Source organism: Microbacterium sp. E-13 (assembly GCF_049912955.1).
Taxonomy (GTDB): Bacteria; Actinomycetota; Actinomycetes; order Actinomycetales; family Microbacteriaceae; genus Microbacterium.
Genome location: NZ_CP183973.1, coordinates 765,205 through 776,608, shown reverse-complemented (window position 1 = coordinate 776,608; position 11,404 = coordinate 765,205). Strand labels below are relative to the sequence as shown.

Annotated in this window: 10 protein-coding genes and 1 pseudogene; 7 read left to right on the top strand and 4 right to left on the bottom strand. The window is 70.0% G+C overall.

The window, feature by feature from the left end; translation table 11 throughout:
• Positions 1–2 precede the first annotated feature (2 nt).
• Positions 3–158 (bottom strand): hypothetical protein, encoded by a 156-nt coding sequence (locus ACN9MP_RS03530; RefSeq protein WP_426323941.1) that lies wholly within the window; start codon positions 156–158, stop codon positions 3–5.
• Positions 159–496: 338 nt separating this feature from the next.
• Here ACN9MP_RS03530 and ACN9MP_RS03525 point away from each other — a divergent pair, with 338 nt between their 5' ends.
• The 3 genes and pseudogenes from ACN9MP_RS03525 to ACN9MP_RS03515 form a co-directional block, all read left to right on the top strand.
• On the top strand, positions 497–1,249 hold the full coding sequence (locus ACN9MP_RS03525; RefSeq protein WP_426323940.1) for a helix-turn-helix domain-containing protein: 753 nt from the start codon (positions 497–499) through the stop codon (positions 1,247–1,249).
• Positions 1,250–1,383: 134 nt separating this feature from the next.
• Positions 1,384–1,554 carry a hypothetical protein gene (locus ACN9MP_RS03520; protein ID WP_426323939.1) on the top strand — a complete coding sequence of 57 codons (171 nt, stop codon included), beginning with the start codon at positions 1,384–1,386 and terminating at the stop codon, positions 1,552–1,554.
• Positions 1,555–1,700: 146 nt separating this feature from the next.
• Positions 1,701–2,243, top strand: a pseudogene (locus tag ACN9MP_RS03515) (nucleotidyltransferase family protein); the annotation flags it as partial.
• A 150-nt stretch (positions 2,244–2,393) separates the two neighbouring features.
• Here the strand turns inward: ACN9MP_RS03515 and ACN9MP_RS03510 are convergent.
• The gene (locus ACN9MP_RS03510; protein WP_426326213.1) at positions 2,394–3,131 is read right to left on the bottom strand and encodes a hypothetical protein; all 738 of its coding nucleotides are present in this window, start codon (positions 3,129–3,131) and stop codon (positions 2,394–2,396) included.
• Between the two features lie 427 nt (positions 3,132–3,558).
• Here ACN9MP_RS03510 and ACN9MP_RS03505 point away from each other — a divergent pair, with 427 nt between their 5' ends.
• Genes ACN9MP_RS03505 through ACN9MP_RS03495 form a run of 3 tightly spaced genes read left to right on the top strand, consistent with a single transcriptional unit; the run spans position 3,559 to position 6,294 of the window.
• Positions 3,559–4,542: a hypothetical protein gene (locus ACN9MP_RS03505; protein ID WP_426323938.1), complete on the top strand. Its 984-nt coding sequence runs from the start codon at positions 3,559–3,561 to the stop codon at positions 4,540–4,542.
• A gap of 14 nt (positions 4,543–4,556) precedes the next feature.
• Positions 4,557–5,954 (top strand): polysaccharide biosynthesis tyrosine autokinase, encoded by a 1,398-nt coding sequence (locus ACN9MP_RS03500; protein WP_426323937.1) that lies wholly within the window; start codon positions 4,557–4,559, stop codon positions 5,952–5,954.
• 55 nt (positions 5,955–6,009) lie between these two features.
• Positions 6,010–6,294, top strand: a complete 285-nt coding sequence (locus tag ACN9MP_RS03495) for a S26 family signal peptidase (RefSeq protein WP_426323936.1) — start codon at positions 6,010–6,012, stop codon at positions 6,292–6,294.
• On the opposite strand, the gene ACN9MP_RS03490 is transcribed toward ACN9MP_RS03495, so the two are convergent.
• Entirely contained in the window at positions 6,263–7,666 is a 1,404-nt protein-coding gene (locus tag ACN9MP_RS03490) for a PqqD family peptide modification chaperone (RefSeq protein WP_426323935.1), read from the bottom strand. The genes ACN9MP_RS03495 and ACN9MP_RS03490 overlap by 32 nt on opposite strands.
• A 180-nt stretch (positions 7,667–7,846) precedes the next feature.
• On the opposite strand from ACN9MP_RS03490, the gene ACN9MP_RS03485 reads away from it, so the two are divergent.
• A complete protein-coding gene (locus tag ACN9MP_RS03485; protein ID WP_426323934.1) occupies positions 7,847–9,184 on the top strand; it encodes a DUF222 domain-containing protein in 1,338 nt (445 codons plus the stop codon).
• A gap of 109 nt (positions 9,185–9,293) precedes the next feature.
• Here ACN9MP_RS03485 and ACN9MP_RS03480 read toward each other — a convergent pair whose 3' ends face one another.
• On the bottom strand, positions 9,294–11,270 hold the full coding sequence (locus ACN9MP_RS03480) for a DUF4012 domain-containing protein (RefSeq protein ID WP_426323933.1): 1,977 nt from the start codon (positions 11,268–11,270) through the stop codon (positions 9,294–9,296).
• Between the last annotated feature and the right edge of the window lie 134 nt (positions 11,271–11,404).

The window sequence follows — 11,404 nt, the reverse complement described above, 5'->3', positions numbered from 1 at the left end:
TGTTACATCGTGTGGACGACGGCGAAGATCCCCACCCCGGCGATGAGCACGAGCGCCACGATGAGCATCCAGCCCGGGGCACCCCCGTACTCACGCAGGAGAAACGGCTCCCTCGCATCCTCGTAGCGACGATGGCGTGCACGTGTTCGACGACCCATCCCGCCCCCTTCCGATCAGAGCTCGGTTGCCTCACGGTAAGTGGCGAGTGTTTCGGTCTTTTGTCGCGTTTGAGTCGCAGAGAATGCTGTCGCCGGAGCGACGCAGGAGGGCGCAATTGTCGTTCAGAATGCCCCGGCGCGTCACAGGATGAATGCACCCCTCGTCGTCCATTAGAATTCGGTGAGGCTGCTCGCGATGAAGGTGCGGCCGACCACCTCATCTGACGTGATCGGACAATATGCCGAACGGAGCACTGCGACGCGCACTGACTGCGCATCTCGGCCCCGAGGCCACAGGCCACGGGCTCATCAGCATGCAGGAGTACCGTACCGCGATCGTGAGCGCGCACCGCGTGCGCACCCCCGCCTGGCGATGGACGGCACAGCCGGCGGAACGGCCGCTCACCGCCGTGGTCTTCGCCTCCGAGGGCGGGCTGGCGCTCGGCGAGACCGCACCGGTGCGACGGACGGGCGTGTTGCTGCACAACAGCCACCACGCGATGCTGCGATGGACGGCTGACGCCCTCGCCACGGTGATCTGGCTCGACACCGACTCCGTCATCGATACCAGCGTGCCCCCGGCATCCCAGGCTGTAGCGCTGCCGCGCACGGCGCTGGCTACGGGTCTCCACGGGTTCGCGGAGTCGCTCGTGCACCGCCCGGAGGTGCAGACGCGCGTATCGGATTACGTCGTCGAGCGACTGCTCGTCGAGATGGCCTACGGGGTGCTGCTCGAGCATCGGGAGACGGATGCCGCGGGCTTCCACGCCGTCCGGCCGATGCACCGCGCCCGCATGCTGATGCTCCTGAACCGCGCCGACGCCGACTACGGACTGCAGGAGCTCGCCCGCGACCTGCACGTGTCGACGCGCCACCTCCAGCGCTTGTTCGCCAAGGAGGGCACGTCGCCCGCGGCAGAACTCCGGAACGTGCGTGCCGAACTGGCGCTGTCACTGTTGCGGGATCCGCAGTACGACTCCTTGACGACGTCGCAGATCGCCGCCCATGCGGGCTTCACGAACGCCGCCGCGATGCGGCGGGGTCTCCACGCGATCGGGGCTCCCACACCGCAGGCAGCCCGCTCCCGCTGACGCTTTTCTGGGCGAGTTCGCACCGCCTGAGACAAAACGCGACCGCTCTTCAACGTTGTGCGCCAGCGGCTGCATCCGACCTGCGCGCCATCGGCAGAGTCTTGCCAGGACCCCTCGACTCGCAAGGAGAAGCGATGACCGACGCGCGCGCTGGCGACGACTCGCGACCCCGCGAGAAGCACCGCAGCGGCCACGTTGCGAAGACCGCTGCCTGGTCGGTTCCTGTGATCGCCGCGATCGCCCTCCGCGACAACAGCGTCGCGACCACCGCGAATCCCGTCTCACCCCTGGCTGACGGCTCCTGACCGAGAACGAGCCGAACGTGCGGCAGACCCTCCCGGCCGGACGGACAACGACGAGCTTCCCGCGCAGGGTGTCCCCAGCACCTCAGCGGGATTGGGAGGGGAGAGCCCCCTCGCGACTGTCCCCAGCGGTCGCGAGGGGGTCCGTCATGCTCGAAGGCGGGCCTTCAGAACTCGTCGAACTGCGTCTGACAGAAGCGGTCGAACTGGGCCACGCGCTGGTGCAGCGGCTCGCCGACCGGAACGGCGCGAGGGTGCTCTTCCTCAAGGGGCCGGCACTCCATCGGCACGGCCTTCGGTCGGCGCGGACGTCGTCGGATGTCGACGCGCTCGTCGAGCCGGACCGCTTCGCGCAGGTGTGCGACGCCTTCCTCGCCGCCGGCTGGCACGAGCGGCCAGTGGACTTCATCACCTCGCGAACGAGCGTCCATTCGCGCACGTTCATCCGCGAAGGCTGGCCGTGCGACGTCGACGTGCACTCGTTCTACCCCGGCTTCCTGGCACCCGCCGGCGAGGTGTTCGAGGTCCTCTGGGCTGATCGCGAGCGGATGCCCTTCGCGCACCGGTTCTGCGATGTGCCGGACCGGCTCGGATCGGCACTCATCCTCGCGCTGCACTCCCTGCGCGGCAAGGCGGTCGAGGCCCGTCACAGCCGCGAGCTCGGCGAGCTGCTGCAGATCGGGTTCGACGACCACGAGCGCGCCCGCCTCGCCGATCTTGCAGAGCGAACCGGATGCGCCGCCACCCTCGAAGACGTGCTGCCGAAGCTGGGTGTCGACGTCCCCCTGACCGAAGAGCAACGCTCGGCAGCCGATGTCGTCCGCTGGCGGCGACGCGTCGCCTCAGGGTCGCACGGCGCCTACTTCTGGATCGACGCCTTCCGGCGCGGCGACGGGCGCGAACGCATGGACGTGATCCGCCGCGGCATCTGGCCCACGCGTGAGCACCTGCTGCTCTCGCGACCCGACATCGTCGACACCGTACCGGGCCGGCTCAAGGGCCGCATCGCTCGGTGGGCACGTGGCATCCGTTCCCTGCCTCGGGCCGTCCACGCCATCGCCCGACACCGCTGACGGTCGAGGAGGGCTGACGGTCTGGGAGGGAATCTCCGGCTTCTCGCCGATGGATGCTGCGGGCCCGCGATCGACGGGCACCAGCGGACCGTCGAGCCCGTCGCCCGCGGCGGCCACCGCGGCGACCACGACGCCGTCGCGCAGCGCGGCGGGATCGTGCCCGAGCCGGAACGTCGCGCCGGCCGGGAGCGGCACCACGAGGGCTCCCGACCGCGTCGCGGTGAAGCCGCCGCGACGATGCGCGTGCACCTCGACGTCGTCATGCCACAGCCGCGCGTAGGCCGTCTCGTCCGCGACGTCGGCGACGCGCAGCACGTCGTCGTGCGACTCGGGCGACGTCACGGCGACCAGCCGCTCACGGGCGGTCGCGGCATCCGCGCCCCGGGCGCGGGCCATCAGCGTGATGAGCACCGACAAGTCGGAGGCGGAGGTGTTTGTGACAGTGAAGCCGGCGGTGTCCGAGTCGATGCCGACGCTGAGGACGCCGACGGGCTCGATCGGCGGCACGCCGTATCGCTCGGCGCCTCGCCATCCGGCGTCGATAGTTGGCGTCTCCCACAGACGCGGTCGTCGTTCCGACACGTTTCCCCAGTGATGCCCAAGCATCTGTTTCGGGCCTCCGATCCACGGCATCCCACATGCCGCAGGCCGTCGGATGAGGCCATCGATCGAAGCGATCCTAACCCCGCAACATGCGCGAAACGGCGGCGTAATCCAGAACTGGCCGCCGGAATGCCAAAAGACGTCGTCGGAGATGCCAGTTCGCGCCGTTTCCGGGCGCTCGCATAAGACATGAATGCCGATCGGCGGAGCGGGCCGAAACCCGCTGTTAGCGTGAACCCCGGTCGCCTTGGGATATCGCGATCACCTGACGGCGGTGGGTGCCGTCGACCCGGTGGGGACCGGGATACATCGAAGAGACCTGGGGGCTCCGATGCTCAATACTTCTGCGCGCGCTGAAAGCGCCGACGACGCCCGAGCCAAGCGTGGTGTCAGCCGCCGTCAGCTGGTGAAGGCCGGCGCGTGGGCCGCACCCGCGATCGTGATGACCACGGCCGCGCCGGCACACGCGGCATCCGGCCCGGCGCCCGTCGCCGAACTGCAGCTGGGCTTCGAGTCGCCGTCCCTCTTCTACGCCTGGGGCGCGAACTCCGCCGACGGCATCGGCGGAAAGCTCAAGGTCACCCTCGCTGCGACGACCGGTGCCGGCAGCAGCGGCGCCATCACCGTCCAGGTCGCTCTCGACGCGGCCGGGCTGTCGACGGCGGCACCGACGGTGTCGGGCGCGGGCTGGAGCTCGTCGGCCGGCGAGGCCGGCAGCGGCGCGAACGCCGGCAAGACCATCTACACCTTCACGTACGCACCCGGCCTGACGGCGCCGCAGACCTCGAGCGAGCTCGCGTTCGTCATCGCGAAGGCCGCCACCGGTTTCACGCCCACGACCTCGCGGCCCTGGTCGGCGACGGCTGTCGCGACATCCACCGCGACGACGACGATCAAGGGCGCATCGACGCTGAGCAGCGTTGCGCTCGGAGCCCCGGGCTTCTCGGCCATCGTGGCGGGCGCACCCACGATCGTGTACAGCAGCGCCAACAACAACAGCAACAAGAAGATCGCGACCGTGACGGTGCCCGGCACGTCCAATGCCGCGGTGGTCGTTCGGCTCACGATCACGTCGAAGCACAAGGATGACAACTTCACCGGCAGCTTCCCGACGCCTCCCGGGGGATCCATCACGCCCGCTGCCGGCGCCGGGACCGACGACGTCGCGACCTCCAACTCGGTCGGGGCGGGGTCGATCTCGGTCACGTTCCCCGGTTACGACAAGTCGGCCGCCGTCGTCGACCGGCCGTACCGGATCGAGTTCCTGTTCGGCGGCACCGTGTTCGCACCCGCGACGCTCACCGGCGTCCTCTGAACCGGCCGCCTCTCATGGAACTGCGGGACTACCTGCGGATCGTACGAGCCCACTGGCTCGGCATCCTTCTGCTGACGCTTCTCGGCGTTGTGGCCGCGTGGGGCTGGACCCTCACGCAGCCGCGCGTCTACACCGCGACGACCACGGGCATCGTCAGTGCGCCCGGGACCGGCGGCGACCTGGGCACGCGCCTCGTGGGCGACCAGCTCGCGCAGAGCGTCGTGAAGTCCTACCTCGAGATCGGCGCCTGGCGGTCGGTGGCGGAGTACGCGATCGACGACCTTCGTCTCCAGGCGACACCCGAGTCGCTGGTGGGCAAGGTCGACGTCACCAACCCGTCGGGCACTGTCGCGCTGCGCGTCGCGGCGAACGCGGGATCACCATCCGATGCGCGCAACCTCGCCGAGTCCTGGCTGCGCGGCATGATCGCCGAGATCGAGCAGCTCGAGTCGTCGGAGGGTCAGGCGGCCGTCACGGTGGTGCCCGGCGATTCCGCCCGCCTGCCGACGGCGCCGTCGTCGCCGAACACCAAGCTGAGCCTGGCGCTCGGCGCGCTGGTGGGCCTCGCGCTCGGACTGGGCTACGCAGTGCTGCGCCACGTGCTCGACCTCCGCGTGCGGCACGCGCGCGACATCGAACGCGTCTCGGGTGTGTCGGTGATCGGCACGCTGCCGGCTGTCAGAGAGCTGGCGGGCCATCGCAAGGTCCTCACGTTCACCGGCCGCGCGGAAGCCGCGAGCCCGCTCGCCGAGGCGACGCGCGAGCTCCGGACGAACCTGCGGTTCATCGACATCGACAGCCCGCCGCGGGCGATCGTGGTGACGAGCCCGATCCCCGGCGACGGCAAGTCGACGATCGCCGCCAACCTGGCACTCAGCATCGCCGCGTCGGGCGAGCAGGTGGTGCTCATCGACGCCGACCTGCGCCGGCCCATGGTCGCATCGCTGTTCAACCTGCCCGAGGGCGCGGGTCTCACCGACGTGCTCACCGGGAGGGCGACGTTCGACGAGGTGGCGCAGATCGCGGATGCCACACGCAACCTCGTGGTCCTCGCCGCCGGCCGCACGCCCCCGAACCCGAGCGAGGTACTCGGGTCCCGCAAGATGCGCGAGCTCATCGAGCAGCTGACGCGGCACGCATTCGTCATCATCGACTCGCCGCCGGTGCTGCCCGTAACCGACGCCGCCGTGCTCGCCCACAGCGCCGACGGTGCCGTGCTCGTCGTCTCGGCGGGCAAGACCACGTTCGACATGATGGGCAAGGCGCTCGAGAACCTGGGCAAGGCCCGGGCGCGGCCGCTCGGCGTCGTGCTCAACAAGGTGCCCCGCACCGGTGGCCAGGCCGGCTACTACGGCTACCAGTACACCGGGGAGTACACGGCGGCGCCTGAGCGCGTTCCGGCCCCCGCGTAGGGGGAGGACCCCGTCTTCTGCCGCCGCCACGCCGGTTCGGCCGTGGTGGCGGCGGATGGTCGGCAGCACCTGGTTCCACGTCGTCGCGGCGTTCCTCGTGTTCGGGATGCTGCTGACCTTCGTGGCGAAGCCCTACTGGGTGCCGTCGGGCTCGATGGAGAACACGCTGCAGCCGGGTGACCGCATCCTGGTCAACCGTCTCGCCTACGTCGGCTCGCAACCGGCCACCGGCGAACCGTTCGATGAGCCCTACGTGTACAACGACTTCGCCTTCCAGCCGGGCACGCTCGACTGCGGCGATCTGCGGGCTACGTGCCGGGCACGATCCAGCCGCGGGTGAGCAACTCGCCCAAGAACGCGACGACGTCAGGCTCGACGGCCACCGCATCCGTCTCGGCCTCGGCAGCGACGTGCGCAACGACCTCGTCTGTCGTTCGCCCTCCGCCCGAGGCTGCGCCTTCCGCGACGGCGAACCAGATCAGCGCGGCTGAATCCTCGAGCGCCAGCGGCGCTCCTCCCCCGCCCTCGAGGTCGAGCACGACGGCCCGGTCGCCGCTGTCGACCCAGGCGACCGCATCCGAGATCCGCCAGCGAGGTCGATCGGCGTACGACAGCACTCCGGCCTCGACGAGCTCCGCGGCGGCCGCGGCGACGGCCACGCGGGGATCGCCCGAGGCGGGGTGCCCATGGGCCTCCACGGCAGCATCCGTCAACTGCTCGATCGAGGCCCCGCCCGCCGCACGCCAGAGCGCGGGCGCCACACCGGCGATGACGCGGACCGTCCCCTTCCCGGCGCCGTCGACGTGCAGCAGGGCGATGCGCTCGGGATCGTCGAGATCGATGGCGTCGTCGGCGAAGGTGCGCGCGTACACCGGGCCGCGCACGGCGGTGGTGCGGCGATCTGCCGTTGCGGCTTCGCGCGGGGCGGGCCCGGGTACGGCCGCATCGGCGAGCAGCGGGATGAGGGGCACGAGCGACTCGGCCTCGCGATAGATGACGCGACGGATGCCGCCGGCCGCGGCGACGTGCGCGGCCAGGGTGCGAAGCGGCTGCGGAAGCGACGGGAGGTAGCTGGTCTGCGCCACGATCTCGGTGAGCGCATCACCGAGATCGACCGGCTCCACGAGCGGCTCGTCGCCGGCGTCGGGCCGGCGGTCGAGCAGCACGATGGCCGCGAGCCGCAGCGGCACGTCGGGCAGCGGCCGCAGCGACAGCTCGCTCGGCGCGAGCTGGATCTTCGGTGCGTCGGGTCGTTCGATGACCGAGAGAGGCTTGCGATAGGGATGGATGCTGCCGCCCGGCGCGATCGCGACGGTCTCATCCGAGACGTAGCCGTAGGTGCGACCGAGCGTGCGCGCCGCGGTCGTCTTCCCGCGGCCCGAGGGCCCGACCAGCACGACGACGCGGCCGTCCTCGAGCGCGACGCCGGCGGCGTGGAGCATCCACAGCCGCCCGCGCGCGTGCCGGATCGCGGCCAGCGTCACGCGCTGCGAGAGGTCGGAGAGCATCACCTCGCGCGAGACGTCGGCGAGCGCTGTCACCGACGGGGAGTCATCCGGGTGCGGGTCGCCGGTCGGCGCCACGGCTGCGTCCGCACTCGCCGGCGCATCGCGCCAGGCCGCCTCGACGGCGTGGGCGTCGGCATCCGTGAGTCGTGAGAGATCGATCCGCACGACGTCCCCGAGTGCGGCCACCGTCAGGTTGCGAGGCACGGATTCAGCGTAGCGGCGCCGGCTGGCGGCCCTGTGCAGATGACACGGTTCTTCATTCGAAGATCTCTATGACATTGGAGCAATTTTTAAATCGTGTGGCTATCGGCCCTGGGGCCGAGTTATCCACAGCATATCGAAGATAAGTACTAATATGTCGAGGGTCCGCGATACCGTGAAGGCATGACCGAACACCTCGCCAAGCTCGCCGCAGCGGTCGCCACCGCTGACGACGTGTGGGGTGCTCGAGCCGTCGAATCGCTCACGCCCGCCGAACTCATGAGCCTCAACGGCAGGCTCGCCGAGGCGCAGCGCCTCCTCGACTCATCGCGCTCCCGCGTCGCCGCCGAGATCGCCCGTCAGTCCCGGCCCGAGCTCGGTCCCGGCGGTCTGGCGAAGAGCCAGGGCTTTCGCAATCCGACGGCGCTCATCGCCGCGACCAGCGGCTCGACGTCGGGCGATGCCGCACGACTGGTGAAGGTCGGCGAAGCGACGGCGCCGCGCATGACCCTCAGCGGCCACGCGGCGCCGGCGCGCCACCCGCATGTCGCGGAGGCCCTGCAGGACGGCCTCATCAGCGCTGCCGCAGCGAACGCGATCATCACGATGCTCGACGGCGTCGCCCTGCGCGCCGGCCGGGAGGCTACTGATCGCGCCGAACAGCTTCTCGTCGAGAAGGCGCCCGGCCTCACGGCTGACCAGTTGTGCCGCCTCATCGCGCGCGCGCAGGCGTGGATCGACCCCGACGGCGTCGCGCCACGAGAGCAGGAGCTCCGGGCCGAGCAGCAGCTCCATATCAGCGAAGACCGTCACGGCATGATCGTCGTCAACGCCAAGTTCGACCCCGAGCACGGAGCACCGGTCAAGGTCTTCGTCGACGCGTACGTCGGCGCCGAGCTGCGTGCGCAGCGCGACCGCGAAGGTGCCGACGCCACGCGGCGCAGCATCCCGCAGCTGCAGGCCGATGCACTGGCGTGGCTCGCCGCCCACGCACTGGGGTGCGAGAAGAAGGACCTCCCGATCCAGGGCGCGACCGTGATCGTCCGGATCGACCACGAGGATCTCGTCGAGGGCACCGGTTACGCCACGATCGACGGCGTCGCGGCACCGGTGTCGGTGGCCACGGCACGGCGCATGGCCGCCGGCGGGGGCGTGATCTCCTGCGTTCTCGGAGCCGGCAGCGAGGTCCTCGACTGGGGCCGCCGCCGGCGGTTCTTCACCGAGGCACAGAAGCTCGTCCTCGGCGAACGCGACGGAGGGTGTGCGATGTGCGGTGCGCCGCCATCCCATACCAAGGCCCACCACATCCGATGGTGGGCGCGGGATGCCGGGCCCACCGACATCGACAACGGTGTCTTGCTCTGCGAGTCCTGCCATCACCGCATCCACGACAACGGCTGGGACGTCCGGGTGGAAGGAACCGGCGTTGGGGCAACAGTGTGGTTCGTCCCGCCCCGCCACGTCGACCCCGACCGCCGACCGCGACTGGGCGGTCGGGCGCGCTTCGACTACGCCGCCTAGCGCACGGGCACCGGCACGGGCACGGGCACGGGCACGGGCACGGGCACGGGCACGGGCACGATGGACGCCGCGCCTGAGCGCGGTCGACGGCGCGCCAGCGGACGTCCGCTCAGCCGATGGAGGCGGCGGAGGCGACCTGTCCGTCAGCGTCGGGCGGGAACAGCGCGTCGCAGCTGGCGTCGATCGTCACCGGGGTCGCGTTGGCGGTCGGCGTGAAGCGGAGGTCGAGCGGACCGAGGTCGCCCTGCGGCAGCGCCACCGTGTACGAGACGGTTACCGACTCGCCCTTCGGCACGAACACCGTGTGGCTGACTGCGGTGTTGTTCTTCTCGACACCCGTGCGCTCCCACCGCGACACCTCTCCGCGCGACGGGGTGGTCGACGTGATCTGCGAACCGGGAGGTGCGAAGTACAGCACGTCGAGCATCATCGTCGTGTTCGGAATCCCATAGCTGCCGTTGCGCAGGCCGAGCGTGTACTTGCTCTTGATGTCGTCGGTGATCCCGTTGTGCAGCGTCATCGTCGTGGTGACCGTGCGCGCACCCGCATCGCAGGTCGCGGTGACCGCGGACGTGAGGTGGTACTCGAGCTTGCCGACCGACGAGTCGTTCAGGTACATGCCGATCTGGGTCCGCGCGGCATTTTCGGTCTGCAGAGCACCGTCCACGCCGAACTCCGTCGCGAGGGCCTGAGCGGCCGGGTCGGTGAACGAGAGATAGACCCGCTGCTCCTTCGCCGACTGCTTCAGTGCGTCGAGCATCTTCAACGGATCCCACTTCGACGCGGTCAGGTGGTCGAACACGCGCTTGGCCGTGTCGGTGAAGAACGCGTCCGACTCGGCGCCGGTGGGATAGATCTCATACGAGTCGCTCAGCAGCACCTTCACGGCGTTCTCGGCGGTCAGCTGCTCGCCCGTGTTGAGCGTCAGCGGACCGGCCACCGCCAGCATGTGCGACAGCACCACGGGATCGATCGAGATCACGCCGTCGAACTGCGTGCCCGTCGTGTCGGCGAAGATCGCCTGGAAGAGCGCCGCCGTGGTCGGGAAATCCGGAGTGAAGTTGTAGTCCTGGTTGTGCCGGGTCAGCGTCGGCAGGTACAGACCGGTCGTCTCCGGGGGAAGCGAGATGTACTCGTTGCCCTGGGTGCCGGCCTCGTAGAACGTCGCCGAGGTGGCCTGGTCGGCGTACCCGAGCTTGCCGTCGGTGAGCGTGACGATCATGGTCGACGCGGGGTTTCCACCGGTCGCGCGGATCTCGGCGTTGTTCTGGAACACCAGGAGGTAGGTCTTGGTGCCGCCCGATCCCGCGATGTTCAGCAGGGTGGGAAGGTACTTGTTCGCGACCTCCAGCGCCGGCGCGGCCTGCTGGATGACGTCGAGGATGTCGCCGATCGGCTCCCCCACCTCGGGCAGGAGCGATGCGCGGTCGATCGGCGCGACGAGGGCCTGCGCGTCGGCGAAGGCGCCGGCGATCTCAGGGATCGAGCCCTGCACCTGCCGGAAGGGCTCGAGATTGATGCCCCCGCCGTCGACGGTGAGCTTGTCGAGGTCGACGGTCGACATGAACTGCATCCCGGGCGGAAGGGCACGCACCACCAGCACGTCCACCGCGCGGGTCACCCGCTGCACTGCGTCGACGTTCTGGCCGACGAAGGGCACGCGCGCCGCGATGTCCCACAGCGGACCGTCCACCGTGTCGGCGGCGAGCTGCACGTTGGCCGTGATGTCGTCGGCGGTCGCCTGCAGCTTCGCCTGGTCTTCCTGGCCGAGCTGGGAGCTGAGCGCCGAGATCCCCGACTTCGCCTTCTCCAGCGCCGACCGCGCGACCTTCGCCTCGGCGATGAACTGCATGGCCAGCACCCCGGCGATCGCGCCGACGATGAGCAGCAGCACGATGATGCCGACGACGACCCACGGCCACACGCGGCGCTTGCGACGGCGGGGGGCGGCCGGCCCCTGTTCGGGCTCGAACAGGTCGGACATGTCGTCGAATGCGGCCGGCGCGGCGTCCGCCTGCGCCGTCGCCTGACGGGCATGACGACGCAGCGAGTTCTCCTGGCCTACCGGCGCATCTTCGGGTTGCACGGTGCCATGCTAACGGGCGGATGATGGGAGATCACCGCGACTTCGCCCGGTGTCCGCCTGGCGGGTGCACGGGCGCCTTGTCCCCCGAAGAGGGGACAAGGTCGCGTCACGGACGCTCATGCCGAACTCGTAGG